Here is an 18127-nt window from a genome sequence, read left to right as displayed (position 1 = left end):
ATTTTTAATTATATCAGATGTCACTAGCTGACCCTATACTTGGTACTATTGATCAAGACATTGTTGACATGGGAAATGTCGACCGGAAAAAGTATGCTCAAAAAATTAATCTAATAAAACAGTTATACGAAAATGGCCCGTCTTCTATACTAGAACTATTTACAAAACTAGGCATAAGCCATCCCACGTGCCAAAATCTGGTAGCGGAACTTGCCGATCTTGACCTGATTGAAAAAAAAGGAAAGGGTTTATCTGTCGGTGGAAGAAAACCGGATCTCTATGGATTGAAGGATGGCTCTTACTATGTCGTGAGCATAGACATGGAGCGTTTCCACGTACGGGCAGCCATTTTCGACAACAACAACAATAATGTTAGCGGCATTAGGCAACTACCGCTTTCCATTTCCAAAGATATATCCGTCCTAAATACGATTCGAGATTTTATTGATGCGCTGATCCGGGATTCAGACATTGATACCAGCAAAATACTTGGAATCGGAATGAGTATGCCCGGCTTGATCAGCAGTGAGGAATACATCAATTATACTTATCTTTCGGAAGGGAGGTTTAACCTGAAAGAGAATCTCGAACAGGTGTTTCCTTATCCGGTATTTATTGAAAACGACGTTAAATCGGCTACTATTGCCGAATCTCGTCACGGATTGGCCAAAGACCGAAAAGACGCACTGGTTGTCCTATTGGATTGGGGAATTGGTTTGGGCATTATCATGGATGGAAAGGTCAGAAAAGGAGCCAAAGGATTTTCCGGTGAGATCGGCCACATGCCTTTTGTAGATGACGGCGCCTTGTGCTATTGCGGCAAGCGAGGCTGCCTGGAGACCGTAGCTTCCGGAATCGCACTTGCCAGAATGGTAAAAGAAGGAATTAAGTCGGGACAGCACTCTCTACTAAACCGCTTATCCGGACAGGAAATCAATGAAATAGAGCCGCATATCGTTATCGAAGCCGCTAATCAAGGTGATCAATTTGCAATAAGCATGTTGTCCAAACTAGGAAACAGCTTGGGCAAAGGTATTGCCACCCTTATACAACTGTTCAATCCGGAGGTAATCATACTCGGTGGGAAAATTGCAGAGGCCAAGCAGTACATTACCATTCCCATTATCCAATCAATCAACACTTATAGTATGGCGAAGATTCGAGAAGACACGAAAGTCACGCTCTCGGAGTTACGGCGCGATGCAAGTTTAATGGGAAACATCAGCATTGTCATCGACGGCATACTGGAAGCACAGATGAGGAAAGCAAGTATCTAAACTTGTCCTCAGCATGTTTTATATTCAATCCCTAGATTGTCACACAATTGTTGGTATTTTGCAGGTATACTATCGCTGATAATCATATCTACTTTGGACAACGAAGAAATTTTACCCAAACTCTTTCGGTCAAACTTGGAAGCGTCTGCCAAAACGATGACCTTGTGGGCGGACTCCATCATCCTGCGATTTAATAAGGCTTCTTGTGCATTTGTTGTGGTAATTCCAAATTCTGCATCAATACCATCTACACCAATAAATAACTTAGAGCAAAAAAAGTCACCCAATAAATCTTCGGCATAACGCCCGGTAATAGAAGAAGATGTCTTTCTTACAGGCCCACCCAATTGGATAATATCGACATTTTCATGTTTGATGAGTTCCATTGTCACGTTGATCGCCGATGTAATCACCGTTAATCGCTCTTGCGGCACGATCTCCATGGCAAAATACTGCATAGTAGTACCGGAAGCGATAATAATGGAATCGTTTGGTTCCACCAACTTAGCTGCTGCTATCCCTATACATTTCTTAGCATCCGAATGTAAGAGCGCCTTTTCGTTTATAGAACGGTCTTTTTGATACGGGTTCACATTGGTTGCTCCGCCATGGGTACGGAACACGATGCCTTCATCTTCTAAAAATTGTAAGTCCTTGCGAATAGTGACAGAAGAAACTTTCAGTTCTTCACATAAATCAACTACAGAAACATGTCCATTTTTTTCAATCTGCTTGATTATAAACTGATGGCGTTCTACATTATTCATAGCCCCAAGATACACATTCCATCTGAATAGTAAATCAAAATATTATAAAAACTTCAAAAAGTTTCGTTTGTTTACGTTTTTTCTTATTTTTACAGCAAAAGAAAAATATTAACGAAACGAATCAAAATGATTTTCACACGAACCGAAGCCATACATACAGTAGAAAACAATAACACATGGGATATTGTCATCATCGGTGGCGGGGCAACTGGACTAGGCATTGCAGTCGATGCCGCCTCCCGAGGTTACAAAACACTTTTAGTAGAAAAGTACGATTTTGCTAAAGGTACTTCCAGCAAGAGCACTAAACTGGTTCACGGCGGTGTACGTTATTTAGCCAATGGCGATGTCAAACTCGTGTATTCGGCACTAAAAGAACGCGGTCTGATTTTCCAGAACGCGCCACATGTTTCTTTTGTTCAGAGCTTTGTTATTCCCTCCTACAGCTTATTTAGCAAATTAAAATTTCTCATCGGCCTTAAGCTATATGATTGGATGGCGGGGAGCCTACGTATTGGCAAATCCTCCTTGTTAAGCAAACAGGAAGTAGTAGAAAAACTCCCGAAAGTAAAAACCAAGGGGCTGCGCGGCGGCATACAGTATTTTGACGGACAATTTGACGACGCTCGTCTTGCCATAAACCTTGCCCAAACAGCCACCGAGTATGGCGCTGTTACGCTCAACTACGCCGAAGCAACCGCCTTCCAGAAAGACGCTAACGGAAAAGTAAACGGGCTTTCGTTCGTGGACAAAGAAAGCGGAATAACGCATGATGTACAGACGAAGGTGGTTATCAATGCTACCGGAATTTTTGTGGACGATATTCTTAAACTGGACACGCCCACACATAAAAACCTTGTACGACCTAGCCAAGGCGCACATATTGTCATCGATCAAAAGTTCTTGGGTAATCAAGATGCTCTCATGATACCGGAAACCAGTGACGGGCGTGTTCTTTTCGGTGTTCCCTGGCATGGAAAAGTCTTATTGGGAACGACAGACACACCACTAAACGAGCATCAAATTGAGCCCCGACCGCTGGAAGAAGAAATTGAATTTATCCTTTCTACCGCCGACGAATACCTGGAAAATGCGCCTACCCGCGCAGACATACGTAGTGTATTCGCCGGTTTAAGACCGCTTGCCGCCCCTACAAACGGTGACGGTAACAGTACGAAAGAAATTTCCAGAGACCATAAACTCATCAAAAGTGAATCCGGACTCATTACCATAACCGGAGGCAAATGGACGACCTACAGGAAAATGGGTGAAGAAACGGTAGATTTAGCTATTAAAACAGCGAATCTTACCGAAAGTCCCTGCAAGACCAATCACCTACCACTACATGGATACACGGCTGACAAACATCCAGGACATTGGCAAGTATATGGTTCGGACATGGTGGCTATCCAAAAGTTAATGGATAATAACCCATCCTTTGCCGAAAGAATTCATCAGGATTATCCTTTTACGGTTGCCGAAGTTATTTGGGCCTGTAAAAATGAGATGGTGGTAAAAGTAGAAGATTTTATGGCCAGACGTGTTCGATTGCTGCTATTGGATGCGCAAGCTTCCTTAGAAGCCGCTCCACTAGTCGCCAAAATTATGTCTGAAGAATTAGGTAAAGACGACGAATGGATAAATAGAGAGTTGGCAGATTATGAACTCTTGGTAAAAAATTATACATTGTATCCCGAAGTAAGCAACCACAGTAATCCCACGTTGGGATAAAGCCTTAAACATGTTATTCGGATGAAAAAAGAATTTATTTTAGCGCTAGACCAAGGTACGACAAGTTCCAGAGCGATCCTTTTCAATAAAAAAGGTGAAATTGAAAATATCGCTCAAAAGGAATTTACACAAATATTTCCTCAGTCGGGTTGGGTTGAACATGATGCGCAGGAAATATGGTCGTCACAGCTTAGTGTATTAACCGAAGTTATTGCAAAAGCTAATATAAAATTGGAGGCCATTAAAGCCATTGGCATAACCAATCAACGTGAAACAACGGTTGTTTGGAATCGAAAAACCGGCGAGCCTATACATCATGCTATTGTTTGGCAAGACAGACGTACCGCAGCCTATTGCCAGTCAATTGTAGAAAAGGGCTTGGCCAACACTATACAAGAAAAAACCGGCCTCTTAATCGATGCTTATTTTTCAGCTTCCAAAATCAATTGGATTCTTACGCATGTCAAAGGAGCACGCAAATTGGCCGAAAAGGGTGAGTTAGCTTTTGGGACAATAGATTCTTGGCTTGTCTATAACCTGACCGACGGCAACAAACATATTACAGACGTCACCAATGCATCCCGTACACTGCTCTTCAACATGCACACGTTAGCGTGGGACGAAGAGCTCCTGGATATCTTTGATATTCCTGCATCCATGTTGCCTACCGTATGCGATAGTTCGGAAATATATGGAGAAACGAGCACGACTTTAGGTGCTCGACCGATCCCTATTGCTGGTATTGCCGGCGATCAGCAGGCCGCTTTATTTGGCCAGCTTTGTACGCAAAAAGGCATGGTAAAGAATACGTACGGAACAGGTTGCTTTTTGCTGATGAATATTGGAAATAAACCCGTTATCTCCACCCACAAATTGGTGACGACTATCGCGTGGAAAATTGGCAAAGAGGTCAACTATGCTCTGGAAGGAAGTATCTTCATCGGCGGAGCAGTTGTTCAATGGTTACGCGATGAATTGGGCATTATCAAAAAAGCGAGTGAGATCGAGCAATTAGCCATGAGCGTAGAAAGTACGGACGGTGTATACTTAGTTCCGGCATTTTCAGGCTTAGGTGCACCACATTGGAATCCTAACACCAGAGGAACATTACTGGGACTATCCCGTGGCTCGAATGATGCCCATATTGCACGCGCGGCATTGGAAAGTATTGCCTATCAAACATACGATATACTCAAAGCAATGGAATTGGATTCCAAATCTAAAATCCGCGAGCTTCGGGTGGATGGGGGCGCCACACAAAATAGTTTCCTCATGCAGTTTCAGGCCGACATTTTAAAAACCAATGTTATTCGTCCGGCTATTACGGAAACAACTGCGATGGGCGCAGCATTTCTGGCAGGGTTAGCAGTCGGTTTTTGGAAGGACATTGATCAATTGCAATCTTTGTGGCAAGAGGAAAGAACATTTGTTGCCGACAAGAAAAAGAAATATCAACCGCTACTTCAGGAGTGGAAAAGAGCGACAGATACCGCGAAGTTCTGGGCAGACTATAAATAAGATAATCCTTTTTTAATCTCATTACTATGACACCTTTTTTAGCAGAGTTGATTGGTACAGCTTCCATGATTTTATTAGGTGGAGGCGTTGTGGCAAATGTCGTATTAAAAGACACCAAAGGCAATAGCAGTGGCTGGATGGTCATCACAACAGCTTGGGCAATGGCCGTATTTGTGGGCGTGACTATTGCGGGTCCTCATAGTGGTGCACATTTGAATTGGGCAGTTACCATAGCCAACCTTGCCCTCGGAAAACTTGATTTAGCGACTTCTTTATCCTATATGGCGGCACAGCTTATAGGTGCAATGACCGGTGCTTTTTTGGTATGGTTAATATATAAAGATCATTTTTCTCAAACGGAAGATGCCGGAGCAAAGCAAGCAGTATTTTGCACCGCACCGGCAATCCGAAACCTGCCCATCAATCTCGTCAGTGAAATTGTAGGTACGTTCGTTCTTATATTTACCATTTTGCATTTCACGGATGCATCACTTGGGGGAGAAGAAACCACGCCTATCGGTTTAGGTTCTATAGGCGCGATTCCAGTTGCTTTTCTGGTATGGGTAATTGGTCTTTCGTTAGGTGGTACAACGGGCTACGCTATAAATCCTGCGCGCGACTTAGGTCCACGTATCATGCATGCTATCCTTCCTATTCGAAATAAAGCATCTTTTGATATGGCTTATGCCTGGGTACCGATCGTTGGCCCTATCCTCGGTGCGCTTATAGCCTGCACCCTTTATCTAGCTCTTTACTAACATACTGATACCAATTTCTATATTGCGAAGAATGACTATAAAGAAAAAACATTTTAAGACAACCCTCGCCATGGGCGCCCTAATTTTATGCAGTGCTTGTGGTTCTTTGTCTTCATTCCCCACATTCTCTTATGAGGGGCATCGAGGTGCACGAGGGCTTTATCCGGAGAACTCCATTGGTGCTATGAAAACAGCGATTGATCTGCCAAAAGTTACTACACTGGAAATGGATTGTCACCTTACAAAAGACAATAAGGTTGTGGTGTATCACGACCATTATTTAAACCCAAAATTTGTTCAATATACGAACGGTAAGCCTCTTTCTGGAAAAGACAACAAAGGAATCATCTACCATTACAATTATGCCGATTTAGCCCAATTTGATATTGGAAGTAAATTCTACGAAGACTTTCCCGACCAGAAGAAAGTGCCAACAAGCATTTCGTTATTGTCCGACCTTATCGATGAGGCCGAAAATTACGCGAAAGAAAAAAGAAATACACCGATGTATTACAACATCGAAACAAAGAGTAAAGAGGGAAAAGACGGTGAATACCATCCTGATCCTCAGGAATTTTCTGATCGGCTACTGCAAGTCATCATCGACAAAGGGATAGCTTCTAGAACAGTTATACAATCCTTTGATAAACGTACCATCCAATATATCAATCGGGTCTATCCCCAGGTAAAAACATCTTATCTGATTGGAGAGAGAAACAAAAAATCAATAACGGAACTCGTAGACGAATTAGGATACAGTCCTTTCATCATTAGCCCACATTATTCGTTGGTTACACCCAACTTCGTCAAAGACGCCCGTAAAACCGGTATCAAGATTATTCCGTGGACGGTGAATGATAAAAAAGAAATAGAAAAAATGGAAACTCTTCAAGTGGACGGCATTATTAGCGATTACCCTAACTTATTTTAACAAGAACCAAGAATCTATGTTTAATATTTTCAAGCCAGCGATACACAAACCGCAATTACCAGCCGATAAAGTAGATGCCGAATATAAAAAGTTACGCCTGCAAGTATTCATCGGCATATTTATAGGATATGCTGCATATTATTTCGTTCGCAAGAATTTTTCATTTGCTGTCAAAGACCTACAGGATTCGTTAGGCTATAGCAAGGCTGAATTGGGTTTTGCCATGTCAGCCATATCGATTGCTTATGGTCTGAGCAAATTTCTCATGGGCAATGTTTCCGATCGAAGTAATGCCCGGTATTTTCTGGCAACAGGGTTGGTCCTTTCTGCCTTAACCATGATATTTATGGGCTTCTCGCCCTTTGCCACGTCGTCTATAGGAATCATATTCGCTCTTCTATTTATCAACGGTTGGGTACAAGGTATGGGCTGGCCGGCATGTGGCCGTGTGGTGGTACACTGGTATTCTATTAAGGAACGGGGTACCGCCATGTCGATCTGGAACCTTGCACATAATGTAGGTGGTTTTTTAGTGGGTCCGTTGGCTATACTTGGTGTTGAATTGTTTATGGATTGGCAGGCACGTCTTTATTTTCCGGGTTTAGCGGCAATACTAGTAGCTTTCGTGTCGATTTTGCTCGTACGCGATACCCCTCAATCGTGTGGTCTTCCACCTATTGAGGAATATAACAACGATTACCCCAAAACGTATGACAAATCGCAGGAAAAAGAATTTAGTGCAAAGGATATCTTTTTTAAATATGTTTTTAACAATAAAATGTTGTGGTTTATAGCTATTGCCAATGCTTTTGTCTATTTGGTTCGTAACGGAATTATCAACTGGGCACCGACCTATCTGCAAGAGGCCAAACATTTCACGGCATCCGAAGCGACCTGGTCCGCTTCCATTTATGAACTTGCAGCTATACCCGGCACCATCCTGTGCGGATTAATGAGCGATAAGCTCTTCAAAGGACGCCGTGCCCCTGTCACGATAATCTATATGGCGATCACTTTACTGGCGGTATTTCTTTATTGGGTAACTCCCGGAGAAACAACTTGGCTTGTAAATGGTTCTTTATGGGCTATCGGCTTCCTAATTTATGGACCGGTAATGCTCATTGGCGTACAAGCATTGGATCTGGTACCCAAAAAAGCCGCAGGTACCGCAGCGGGACTAACTGGGTTGTTCGGCTATTTTATTGGCGATCTGTTGGCGAATGCAGCACTTGGAGCTGTCGTAGACCACAGTGGCTGGAACGCCAGTTTTGAAATCATATTATTATCTTGTGTATTGGCAATTTTGTTCACCGCCTTTACCTGGAACAGGGAGAAAGTTCTTCTACAGCGATAGTTAAGAAGGATGTATCTTCCGAAACAAACAGCTCGATAAAACGTTTTATCGAGCTGTTTGTTTATTCTATATTGTAGTCCAAATAGAAAGTGTCATGGCAAAAAGTATTTTCCGTCTTTTGAACAAACTGAATAAAGTGGTATTACCTAAATTATCAGGAAAAGACCCCGGTAAATTGACTAAATGGGAACAGGCCTTGCTGGCTTATCGCTATTATGTTCTTACGCGCTCTTTGGATTGATATTTTTGATAGAAACAAACCTTTTTCCTTATCTTTAACCTTATGTCATGGATATACTTGGACAACAACGCCACTACGAAAATAGATCCCCAGGTTTTAGATGCTATGCTTCCCTTCCTACAGGAATCTTACGGGAATGCCTCCAGCGTTCAGCATCGTATCGGGCGTGAAGCCAACCAAGCCGTAGCTTTAGCGCGCCAACAAATTGCACAAAAATTCGATGTGAAAGACAGTGAGATTTTCTTTAACTCCGGGGCAACGGAAGGAATCAACACGGTACTTCGAGGAATAGCCTATGCTTACGTCCGAAAAGGAAAACACATAATTACCTGCCAAACTGAACATAAGACGGTCTTGACAACCTGTTCCCAATTAGAGCGGAACGGTATCGAAATCACCTACCTACCCGTCAGTCAAAGCGGGGAATTAGATTTACAGTTACTCCGAGATAGTATACGACCAGATACCATACTGGTATGTATCATGGCCGCAAATAACGAATCAGGTGTGGTACACCCTATCTCTGCTATTGCACATATCTGCCAGGAAAAGGACGTCTTGTTTTTCTGCGATGCTACACAGCTGGTTGCGAAACAAGAAGTAAACTTAAAACAAATACCTATTGACATCCTCACCTTTAGTGCACATAAATTCCACGGCCCTAAAGGTGTGGGGGCATTATATGTACGTCGCAAACGTAAGCCTATACAGATACCGCCGTTAATATCCGGTGGCCAGCAGGAAAATGGCTTCCGTGGAGGGACATTGGATGTTCCAAGTATCGTAGGATGTGGAAAAGCGTTAGAAATAGCCAATTCCCATCCGGAGATCCGCCAATACCGTGATTATTTAGAGGATCAGATTAGGCTTAAAATTCCGGAAGTCATTATTCATGGCGAACAGGTTTCACGATTAAACAATACCAGTTTCATCGCCTTTCGACACATCAAAGCCGCTGAACTCATGACCGCCCTCCCCCATATCGCACTTTCTTCAGGATCTGCCTGTACCTCCGGTCTTTTGGATCCATCCCATGTATTAAAAGCGATGGGTGTCCGTGATGATGACGCTTTCGCTAGTATCCGTTTTAGTTTTAGTAAATTCACCACAAGAACGGACGTGGAACAAACGGTAAACGATCTTGCTCAAACCGTTCAGCGCCTCCGCTCCTCTTCTCCCATTTGGCAGCTTTTTAAAGAGGGGGTCATTGATTGATGCTTTTCGCGATGTGTTTATCAATTTTTGACATTCGTTCAACCACTAAAAATTGGAAGTAAAAAAAAGAATAACGATTTTTGTAAACTCAAGAAAGGAAAACGATGAACGAATTGGTAACAATCACAGATAAAGCAAAGCTGCGCATCGAGCAGATTATGCAGAAAGAAAATTACGACCCCAGCTACTTTGTGCGTGTTTCAGTGGAAAGTGGCGGATGTTCTGGTCTTTCCTACAAACTATCGTTTGACAATGAAGAAAAAAAAGGAGACCAGTTTTGTGAAGATAAAGGTATTAAGATTTGTTTAGACATAAAATCTTACCTTTACTTAGCAGGAACAGAGCTGGATTACTCGGATGGACTTACAGGTAAAGGGTTTGAATTTCATAACCCTAATGCATCCCGTACCTGTGCATGCGGGGAGAGTTTCTCCGTATAGCCCTATTCTACAGCACCTTATTAAAAGGGAATTGTACGAACAATTCCCTTTTTTAGTAAAATTTTCAAAACATCATTTGTTTTGTTAATAAAACCTTTATTTTTGCTTATAAAATTTAAAAAAATATCAATCTTCAATAACTGGATTATGATATTTTGAGCGCTAACATTTTTATGGGACGTAACTTACTAAAAACGGAACAAGCTATTACGTTTGTTAAGGACATTTTTTCGCAGAAACTAATTCAGGCATTAAATCTCATTCCTGTTTCCTCGCCTTTGGTCGTATTGGACGGTACGGGGATAAATGATGATCTCAATGGCATCGAACGCCCCGTAGGGTTTCCTATTAAATCATTAAATGAACAGCGTGCTGTAGTCGTACATTCCTTAGCTAAATGGAAAAGGGTGCGATTAAAAGAATTGGAAATACATTCCGGAGAAGGCATATTGACCGATATGCGTGCTTTACGCCCAGATGAAGACTATAGCCCCATCCATTCTATCTATGTAGACCAATGGGACTGGGAAAAACATATCGACAGCCAAAATCGCACGTTAACTTATTTAAAAGATACCGTATTAAAGATCTATCAAGCGCTTTATGAAACAGAACGCAAAGTAGCGCAACGATATCCTGAAAAACAGGCTGTACTTCCTAAGGATATTCATTTCATTGCTTCCGAAGAACTCTTGGCGAAATACCCAGATTTAACCCCAAAGGAACGGGAAAATGCAATTGTCCGTGAATATGGTGCTGTCTTTATCTATGGTATCGGAGGCGAGCTTAGTAACGGATTTCCCCATGACGGGCGTGCAGCCGATTACGATGACTGGAGCACCGATAATGAAAATGGACACAGCGGTTTAAATGGCGATATATTGGTATGGAATCCTATCTTACATACGGCGTTTGAACTTTCTTCCATGGGGATTCGGGTCGATAAAAAAGCACTGCTGCACCAACTGGAACTCAGAAGTAGCTTAGAACGAGCAAAACTCCCCTTTCATACCATGTTATTAAACGATCAGCTTCCCCCATCTATCGGTGGCGGTATCGGTCAATCACGTGTTTGTATGTTTATGCTTAAAAAAGCGCATATCGGCGAAGTACAAGTAAGTATATGGGATCATGAACAACGAGACCTGTTGGCATTACAAAATATTAATTTATTGTAAAACAGCCTTAAGCTGTAGGTATCAAGCACTTTCATTATCCTAACTGGGAGAGCCCATTGGCTTGCGGTTTATAGCCTATGGCTAATAATTATTATATTTGCGGTATTATTTGAAATAGAATAGAAAACGATATGATTATACAACCCCGTGTAAGAGGCTTTATCTGCTTAACCTCGCACCCAGAAGGAACTGCACAACATGTTAAGCAACAGATAGACCATGTGAAATCCAAGGGCAAAATAGAAAACGGTCCTAAAAAAGTTTTGGTAATCGGTGCATCTACCGGTTTTGGTTTGGCTTCACGTATTACGGCTGCCTTTGGTACCGACGCTGCCACGATTGGCGTATTCTTTGAAAAACCAGCCGCACCAGGTAAGCCAGGTACAGCCGGTTGGTATAATACGGCTGCTTTTGAAAACGAGGCGCATGCTGCTGGACTTTATGCAAAAAGCATCAATGGTGATGCCTTTTCAGATGAAATAAAAAGGCAAACTATCGATCTGATTAAGGAAGATCTTGGACAAGTGGATTTGGTTGTATATTCATTGGCTTCTCCGCGCCGGACGCATCCTAAAACCGGTGTAGCCTATACTTCTGTCTTGAAACCTATCGGACAAGTTTTTACCGATAAAACGGTAGATTTCCACTCTGGTGTTGTTTCAGACATTTCCATCCAACCTGTCGAAAGTGAAGAAGACATCAATAAAACCATTGCGGTTATGGGGGGGGAAGATTGGAAGTTTTGGATAGAGCAGCTGAAAGATGCAGGTGTATTGGCAGACGGCGTAAAGACAGTTGCTTATTCCTATATAGGACCAGAGCTTACTTATCCGATTTATCGAAACGGTACCATCGGCAGGGCAAAAGATGATCTGGAAGGTACTGTGCCAGTTCTCAACGATCTATTGGAAGGTATAGGCGGTATTAGTTATGTTTCCGTTAATAAAGCATTGGTAACACAATCAAGTTCTGCTATTCCCGTTGTCCCACTCTACATCTCTTTACTCTATAAAGTTATGAAAGAGAAAGGTATACACGAAGGTACGATCGAACAAATGCAGCGATTATTTGCGGAGCGTCTCTATGCTAACGGAGAAATTCCATTAGATGAAAAAGGTCGTATCCGGGTGGACGATTGGGAAATGCGGGAAGATGTACAAACGGAAGTCGCGAAATTATGGAAACAGATTACAACAGAAAATCTGGAACAAATCTCCGATATAGCCGGCTACCGCAAAGATTTCTTTAACTTATTCGGTTTCAGTTTTGACACTGTAGATTACGATAAAGACACCAACGAAGTCGTCAAAATACTCAGTATAAAAGAATAGATAGCATCTACTATAAAGCTGGATAAAGGCAGTAAGGATAATAATTCTTACTGCCTTTTTTATTCTTCTCTTTTTCCGTTTTTTTATTTTGTAATAGAAGAAATAAATTAAGAATTAATCAGCAAAATTTCATCAAAATAATTGCAATAACATCTTAATACACAAGCAACAAAATAAAGAAAAAAAAATTTTATCTATTTGATATTTCCAATATAAATAGCCAACTTTACAAAGTATAGGATAATAATAGATAAAAAGAAAAACATACCATGGCGAGAAAGAAAAATAAAGCTATTGAAGCGTCAGAAGTTGCTCCTGCAAAAAAGCCCCGCAAAATTGTAGCTGGCCCCATACGGGATAAAGAACGAACCAAGCGTAGGTTAATAGCAACAGTAGGCAAAGTGTTGCAGAAATACACATATTCAGGGCTTACCATTACCAATATAGCGAAAGAGTCTGGTTTAAACCCGAAACTCATATATCTCTATTTTGGAAATTTAGATGGATTGATAGAGGAATATATTCTGGAAAAAGATTTTTGGGCAGGAAAGCTTAAAACGCAAATTGCGGAGTTTGCAGAAAATCCAAAACCTATCAATGCACAGGATACCGGTGATTTATTCCAATTACAGTTCGATTCGTTCCTAAAGGACAAGTCCATGCAACGTATTATTCATTGGGAAATGGGTGTAAAAAACAAATTATTACGAAAAATCGCTGAAGACCGAGAAGAAGTCGGTAAAAGTGCTCTTGATCTCATAGCAAACCAGTTTTCGGATACAGATATCGATATCCAAGCCACCCTCGCCATTATTCTCGGCGGAATTTACTATTTGACTTTACATGCTAAAAACAATGGAAGTACGGTAAGCGGTATCGACATTAACGAAGACGAAGGTCGGGAGCGCATCGAAAAGACCATTGAAAGATTGATCTTTCGGGATTTTGAAGATGCCAAAAAGAAAAAAACAACCAAGGGAAAAAAATAAAGGCGTAATTTTGCCGTATGTCTATATTAAACAAACAATTCAATACGGCGCATGATACAGCTCCGTTTTCACAAATAAAAAATGAAGATTATATTCCAGCATTTGACCTAGCTATTGAAAAGACGAAAGCGGAAATCGATGCAATCATTAACAACCCGGATATCCCTACTTTTGAGAACACCATAGCTGCGATAGCATATTCCGGCATGGAACTAGACCGTATCTCCAATATATTTTTCAACCTACATGCTGCAGAAACCAACGATGAGCTCGACAAGATAGCGCAAGAAGTAGCTCCAAAACTGGCTGAGCTTGCCAACGACATCACATTAAATCCATTATTATTCGAACGGATAAAAACTGTATATGAGCAGAAAGACAAGCTTTCATTAGATGGGGAACAGCAAACTTTATTACAAAAATCTTATCGCGATTTCGTTAGAAACGGTGCCTTGTTGGATAAAGAGAAAAAAGAAACGCTGCGCCAGATAGATACTGAACTCGCTGTATTAAAGCTAAAATTTGGAGAAAATGTATTGGCAGAAACGAACACCTATCAACTGCACATTACGGATGAGCAGGATTTAGCCGGTCTGCCGGAAGGAACGATCGAAGCGGCTCGAGGACTCGCCGAAGCGCAGGACAAAGCGGGTTGGATATTTACGTTGGACTTTCCAAGCTACATCCCCTTCCTAACGTATGCGGATAACCGAATGCTTCGTCGAGAAATTGCGATCGCCGCCGGACGAAAAGCGTTTCAAAATAACGAATATAACAACGAGGAAAATATCCTTAAAATTGTACGATTACGTTTTCAACGTGCCCAATTGCTCGGTTACGATGCCCATGCCCATTTTGTATTGGAAGAGCGTATGGCACAACATCCTTTAAAGGTGGAGACATTTTTAAATGACTTATTGCACAAAGCAAAACCAGCTGCAGAACGAGAGTTTCAGGAATTAAGCATTTTTGCGAATAAACTACACGGAATAGAGCAACTCGAAAAATGGGATACAGCGTATTATAGTGAGAAGTTAAAGCAGGAAAAATTTGATTTAGACGACGAGCTGCTGAAACCTTACTTTCAACTCGAAAAAGTACTTGACGGTGTTTTTACCATTGCCCAGAGACTTTACGACTTGTACTTCCACGAAGTGCAGCATATCGACAAATACCACGACGAGGTACGCACATTTGAAGTCAACGATAGCAACAACAATTTGATTGCCGTATTTTATGCTGATTTCTTTCCGAGAAAGGGTAAGCGTAATGGCGCGTGGATGACATCTTTTAAACCACAATACCGTAAAGAGGATAAGGATGAGCGACCACACATATCCATTGTATGCAATTTTACGCGCCCGACAGCTACCAAACCGTCTCTACTGACCTTTAACGAAGTGACCACCCTCTTTCACGAATTTGGCCATGCCCTGCATGGTATGTTGGCCGACACCACCTACCCTAACCTATCAGGGACTTCTGTTTTTTGGGATTTTGTAGAGCTACCCAGTCAAATCATGGAAAACTGGTGCAACGAAAAAGAGGCGCTCGAGCTTTTCGCCAAACATTATCAAACAGGAGAAACCATCCCGATGGAGCTTATTGATAAGATCAAAGCATCAGCTTCGTTTATGGAAGGGATGGCTACTTTACGCCAACTGGGCTTCGGATTATTGGATATAGGTTGGCATGCACAAGACCCAAGGCATATCGACAATGTAAAATCATTTGAAAATAGTTGCTTTGTCTCTACCCAGCTACTACCCGATGTTAAGGAAAACGCGATGAGTCCTTCGTTTTCACATATTTTTAATGGTGGATACTCTTCGGGATACTACAGCTATAAATGGGCGGAAGTATTGGATGCTGATGCCTATGCTTATTTTCAAGAAAAAGGAATTTTTGACAAGACCGTTGCCGACAAATTCAAGGAAAATATTCTTTCTAAAGGAGGTATCGAACATCCAATGACCCTATACAAACGTTTCCGTGGAAAAGAACCTAGCGTAGATGCCTTGTTGAAACGTGCAGGGTTAATCAAATAATCACTACGCCTAGGCGATGCATTCACAACATTAAAAAGCTCGATTCTGTTCAATAGAATCGAGCTTTTTTCTTTCGACGCAAACATGACATCTCTACTGTGCGGTATTGTTTTCGATGCTTGCTACGTTATTCCGTTTAGGATACCGCAACGACACTAAATAAACGGTCAATACCGCGAGCGGGAAAGAAATCAATGCCGGATTTTCCAATTGGTGTACTGCATTCGTTGGGTCTAACCCATACTTATCCCACATCGTGGGTGAAGTAAGAATAATTAACAAGGAGGATACAATGCCCACAATAATGGATGCAGCTATTCCTGTTTCTGAAGTTTTCTTCCAGAAAAGTAAGAATAAAATGGCCGGTAAATTTGCTGATGCAGCAATAGCAAATGCCCATCCCACCAGAAAAGAAACGTTTATTCCTTTAAATGCCATTCCTAACAAGATAGCAAAAATGCCAACGGCAAAGGCGGCAATTTTTCCAACTTGAACCTTCCTATGGTCGCTCAAATTTTTCTTTAGATACACATCAATAAAATCATGTGCTATTGCTCCCGAGGACGCGACAATCAATCCGGCTACTGTACCCAATACCGTGGCAAACGCCACTGCCGAGATAATGGAAAATAGAACCGCACCAAATGCGCGCGCCAATAAAGGGGCAGCCATATTGCTTGATTCCACATCTAAAACACCATTCACCGCAGCCCCAAGCCCCATAAATAAGGTAAGGATATAAAAACCGCCGATGGCAGCTATAGCCAGAATCGTAGATTTGCGTGCATCACGCGGTGTTTTGACCGTATAATAGCGAATCAAGATATGAGGTAGCGCAGCTGTTCCCAAGAACAGTGCTAACATCAAGGAAATGAAATCCAGTTTGCTCCATAAATTCGCATCACGACCAATCTTGTATTTGAGACCAGGAAGCATAAAGGCTTCTCCGGTTGTGGGTTCCTGATAATAAAGTGACACCTGGTCTGTCCCATCCGCAAATTTTACTTGCATAAACCGAACAATCTCACTTTCTTGTAGCGTCGATAGGAATTCGAACGGACCAACGGGCCCTGTTTGTGGCACTTCCTCCCCATTGACCACAATCTTGCTCATATGTCCGACTTGATAAAAACGGCGGTTTTCCTTAGGCTCCCCATTGTACAATGCCTGCCCATCAACCTGTTGTGTAACGGTTAGTGTCTCTCTCAATAAAGGCCCGCTCTGATCCTGCGTCCAATCAAACCATCGTTCAACCCCATTTTGCGAAAGTTTGACAAACGTTTTATTTCCCACGTTTTGCTGCACAACGACGTCCCAGTCAGATACCGCTATCACTTTGTCATTTTCCACTTGTGGTGTTAGCTCCATGAAAGTATAGTGGCTACTACTGCCTTTGAAGTCCGGCGTTAGCGTCAATCCGTTTTTCAAAATGAAAAATGTAAGCACCACCGAAAGCACAATCAGTAAGCCGCCCTTTAAAAACTGCACATAGGTCGTTGAAGCCATACCGGCACTAGCTACGATGACGATGACGATTGCTCCAACCAATAGCACACCGGCCCAGTGCGGCATACCAAGAAGTGGCATCACCAAATCACCAGCCCCCACCATTTGGGGAATGAGATAGAAGATCGATACGATCAAAGTACTGACAGATGCTGACAGCGTTATTGCCCGCGAATTAAACTTGGCATTCAGGGCATCGGTAAAAGTATATTTCCCTAAGCGTTTGAATGGTTCCGCAATAAGAAATAAAGCGACAATCCAACCTCCGAGGAAACCGATAGCGTACAAAAAGCCATCAAACCCCGATATGGCAATCATCCCACAAATCCCCAGAAAAGATGCTGCCGATAAATAATCGCCTGCAAAAGCAATTCCATTGACCCCCCAATGAATCTGTCCGCCCGCAGCGTAATAAGAAGAAGACGAACTGGTCTTCCTTCCGAAATAAAAGGAAAGCCCTACGACCAGTCCAACAAAAATAAAGAAGAATATAAGTGCGGTGTACGAAATTTCATAAATCATACAGCCCCCCCCTCTTCATTAGTTTGTTCAGCTTCCACTTCATCTTCGTATTTTGTGCAGTAATAATTGTATACCACCCCTAGAATAACGGCAAATACAATAAGTCCAATCCCATATGCTAGAGCCAAATTAAGCCCACCGAGTACTTGAACAGCCAATAATTCGTACTGGAATACGCCAATTAGTACAAAACCGGCGTAACAAATAAGGTAAATGAAAAATAAGCGTATGCCTAGGGCAGATTTTCGCTTAGTCAGACTTTCTTTTTCTGTAGACGAGTTGTTAACGTGCATAATAATTTTTGGAACGGTTTATGAATTG

The 18127-nt window shown here is 42.0% G+C and carries 16 protein-coding genes; 13 read left to right on the top strand and 3 right to left on the bottom strand.

The window, feature by feature from the left end; translation table 11 throughout:
• Positions 1–17: 17 nt before the first annotated feature.
• Positions 18–1277, top strand: a complete 1260-nt coding sequence (locus FXV77_RS15280) for an ROK family transcriptional regulator (RefSeq protein WP_148920103.1) — start codon at positions 18–20, stop codon at positions 1275–1277.
• 8 nt (positions 1278–1285) lie between these two features.
• Here the strand turns inward: FXV77_RS15280 and FXV77_RS15275 are convergent, their stop codons facing one another.
• Complete coding sequence (locus tag FXV77_RS15275; protein ID WP_148920102.1) at positions 1286–2044, bottom strand: DeoR/GlpR family DNA-binding transcription regulator; 759 nt, start codon at positions 2042–2044, stop codon at positions 1286–1288.
• 126 nt (positions 2045–2170) lie between these two features.
• Between FXV77_RS15275 and FXV77_RS15270 the strand changes: the two genes are divergently transcribed.
• The 12 genes from FXV77_RS15270 to FXV77_RS15220 all read left to right on the top strand — a co-directional run bounded on the left by FXV77_RS15270 (position 2171) and on the right by FXV77_RS15220 (position 15778).
• A complete protein-coding gene (locus FXV77_RS15270; RefSeq protein WP_148920101.1) occupies positions 2171–3775 on the top strand; it encodes a glycerol-3-phosphate dehydrogenase/oxidase in 1605 nt (534 codons plus the stop codon).
• A 21-nt stretch (positions 3776–3796) separates the two neighbouring features.
• The gene (gene glpK, locus FXV77_RS15265) at positions 3797–5293 is read left to right on the top strand and encodes a glycerol kinase GlpK (RefSeq protein ID WP_148920100.1); all 1497 of its coding nucleotides are present in this window, start codon (positions 3797–3799) and stop codon (positions 5291–5293) included.
• 26 nt (positions 5294–5319) lie between these two features.
• Positions 5320–6051 (top strand): MIP/aquaporin family protein, encoded by a 732-nt coding sequence (locus tag FXV77_RS15260; RefSeq protein WP_148920099.1) that lies wholly within the window; start codon positions 5320–5322, stop codon positions 6049–6051.
• A 31-nt stretch (positions 6052–6082) separates the two neighbouring features.
• Positions 6083–6982 carry a glycerophosphodiester phosphodiesterase family protein gene (locus tag FXV77_RS15255; protein WP_148920098.1) on the top strand — a complete coding sequence of 300 codons (900 nt, stop codon included), beginning with the start codon at positions 6083–6085 and terminating at the stop codon, positions 6980–6982.
• A gap of 16 nt (positions 6983–6998) precedes the next feature.
• The gene (gene glpT, locus FXV77_RS15250; protein ID WP_148920097.1) at positions 6999–8336 is read left to right on the top strand and encodes a glycerol-3-phosphate transporter; all 1338 of its coding nucleotides are present in this window, start codon (positions 6999–7001) and stop codon (positions 8334–8336) included.
• A gap of 94 nt (positions 8337–8430) precedes the next feature.
• Positions 8431–8577, top strand: a complete 147-nt coding sequence (locus FXV77_RS22180; protein WP_187444151.1) for a hypothetical protein — start codon at positions 8431–8433, stop codon at positions 8575–8577.
• A gap of 42 nt (positions 8578–8619) precedes the next feature.
• On the top strand, positions 8620–9792 hold the full coding sequence (locus tag FXV77_RS15245) for a cysteine desulfurase family protein (protein WP_148920096.1): 1173 nt from the start codon (positions 8620–8622) through the stop codon (positions 9790–9792).
• A 113-nt stretch (positions 9793–9905) separates the two neighbouring features.
• Positions 9906–10232 (top strand): HesB/IscA family protein, encoded by a 327-nt coding sequence (locus FXV77_RS15240; RefSeq protein ID WP_187444152.1) that lies wholly within the window; start codon positions 9906–9908, stop codon positions 10230–10232.
• 173 nt (positions 10233–10405) lie between these two features.
• Positions 10406–11410: an aspartate--ammonia ligase gene (asnA, locus tag FXV77_RS15235; protein ID WP_148920094.1), complete on the top strand. Its 1005-nt coding sequence runs from the start codon at positions 10406–10408 to the stop codon at positions 11408–11410.
• A 131-nt stretch (positions 11411–11541) separates the two neighbouring features.
• The gene (gene fabV / locus FXV77_RS15230) at positions 11542–12741 is read left to right on the top strand and encodes an enoyl-ACP reductase FabV (protein ID WP_148920093.1); all 1200 of its coding nucleotides are present in this window, start codon (positions 11542–11544) and stop codon (positions 12739–12741) included.
• Positions 12742–13010: 269 nt separating this feature from the next.
• Positions 13011–13730: a TetR/AcrR family transcriptional regulator gene (locus FXV77_RS15225; RefSeq protein WP_148920092.1), complete on the top strand. Its 720-nt coding sequence runs from the start codon at positions 13011–13013 to the stop codon at positions 13728–13730.
• Between the two features lie 17 nt (positions 13731–13747).
• Positions 13748–15778 (top strand): M3 family metallopeptidase, encoded by a 2031-nt coding sequence (locus FXV77_RS15220; RefSeq protein WP_148920091.1) that lies wholly within the window; start codon positions 13748–13750, stop codon positions 15776–15778.
• A 93-nt stretch (positions 15779–15871) separates the two neighbouring features.
• Here the strand turns inward: FXV77_RS15220 and FXV77_RS15215 are convergent, their stop codons facing one another.
• Together FXV77_RS15215 and FXV77_RS15210 are read right to left on the bottom strand one after the other, a co-directional pair.
• Positions 15872–17806: a solute symporter family protein gene (locus FXV77_RS15215; RefSeq protein ID WP_148920090.1), complete on the bottom strand. Its 1935-nt coding sequence runs from the start codon at positions 17804–17806 to the stop codon at positions 15872–15874.
• Positions 17803–18099, bottom strand: a complete 297-nt coding sequence (locus tag FXV77_RS15210) for a DUF485 domain-containing protein (RefSeq protein ID WP_148920089.1) — start codon at positions 18097–18099, stop codon at positions 17803–17805. The genes FXV77_RS15215 and FXV77_RS15210 overlap by 4 nt, the downstream gene beginning before the upstream one ends.
• Positions 18100–18127 lie beyond the last annotated feature (28 nt).

The organism is Sphingobacterium phlebotomi (assembly GCF_008180195.1).
Lineage (GTDB): Bacteria > Bacteroidota > Bacteroidia > Sphingobacteriales > Sphingobacteriaceae > Sphingobacterium > Sphingobacterium phlebotomi.
This window is presented reverse-complemented; position numbering and strand designations above follow the sequence as displayed.

Bases quoted from the DNA above. Each gene is read 5' to 3' on its own strand.
- FXV77_RS15280 (WP_148920103.1), top strand. From the start codon at position 18: ATGTCACTAGCTGACCCTATACTTGGTACTATTGATCAAGACATTGTT.
- FXV77_RS15275 (WP_148920102.1), bottom strand. From the start codon at position 2,044: ATGAATAATGTAGAACGCCATCAGTTTATAATCAAGCAGATTGAAAAA.
- FXV77_RS15270 (WP_148920101.1), top strand. From the start codon at position 2,171: ATGATTTTCACACGAACCGAAGCCATACATACAGTAGAAAACAATAAC.
- glpK (WP_148920100.1), top strand. From the start codon at position 3,797: ATGAAAAAAGAATTTATTTTAGCGCTAGACCAAGGTACGACAAGTTCC.
- FXV77_RS15260 (WP_148920099.1), top strand. From the start codon at position 5,320: ATGACACCTTTTTTAGCAGAGTTGATTGGTACAGCTTCCATGATTTTA.
- FXV77_RS15255 (WP_148920098.1), top strand. From the start codon at position 6,083: ATGACTATAAAGAAAAAACATTTTAAGACAACCCTCGCCATGGGCGCC.
- glpT (WP_148920097.1), top strand. From the start codon at position 6,999: ATGTTTAATATTTTCAAGCCAGCGATACACAAACCGCAATTACCAGCC.
- FXV77_RS22180 (WP_187444151.1), top strand. From the start codon at position 8,431: ATGGCAAAAAGTATTTTCCGTCTTTTGAACAAACTGAATAAAGTGGTA.
- FXV77_RS15245 (WP_148920096.1), top strand. From the start codon at position 8,620: ATGTCATGGATATACTTGGACAACAACGCCACTACGAAAATAGATCCC.
- asnA (WP_148920094.1), top strand. From the start codon at position 10,406: ATGGGACGTAACTTACTAAAAACGGAACAAGCTATTACGTTTGTTAAG.
- fabV (WP_148920093.1), top strand. From the start codon at position 11,542: ATGATTATACAACCCCGTGTAAGAGGCTTTATCTGCTTAACCTCGCAC.
- FXV77_RS15225 (WP_148920092.1), top strand. From the start codon at position 13,011: ATGGCGAGAAAGAAAAATAAAGCTATTGAAGCGTCAGAAGTTGCTCCT.
- FXV77_RS15220 (WP_148920091.1), top strand. From the start codon at position 13,748: ATGTCTATATTAAACAAACAATTCAATACGGCGCATGATACAGCTCCG.
- FXV77_RS15215 (WP_148920090.1), bottom strand. From the start codon at position 17,806: ATGATTTATGAAATTTCGTACACCGCACTTATATTCTTCTTTATTTTT.
- FXV77_RS15210 (WP_148920089.1), bottom strand. From the start codon at position 18,099: ATGCACGTTAACAACTCGTCTACAGAAAAAGAAAGTCTGACTAAGCGA.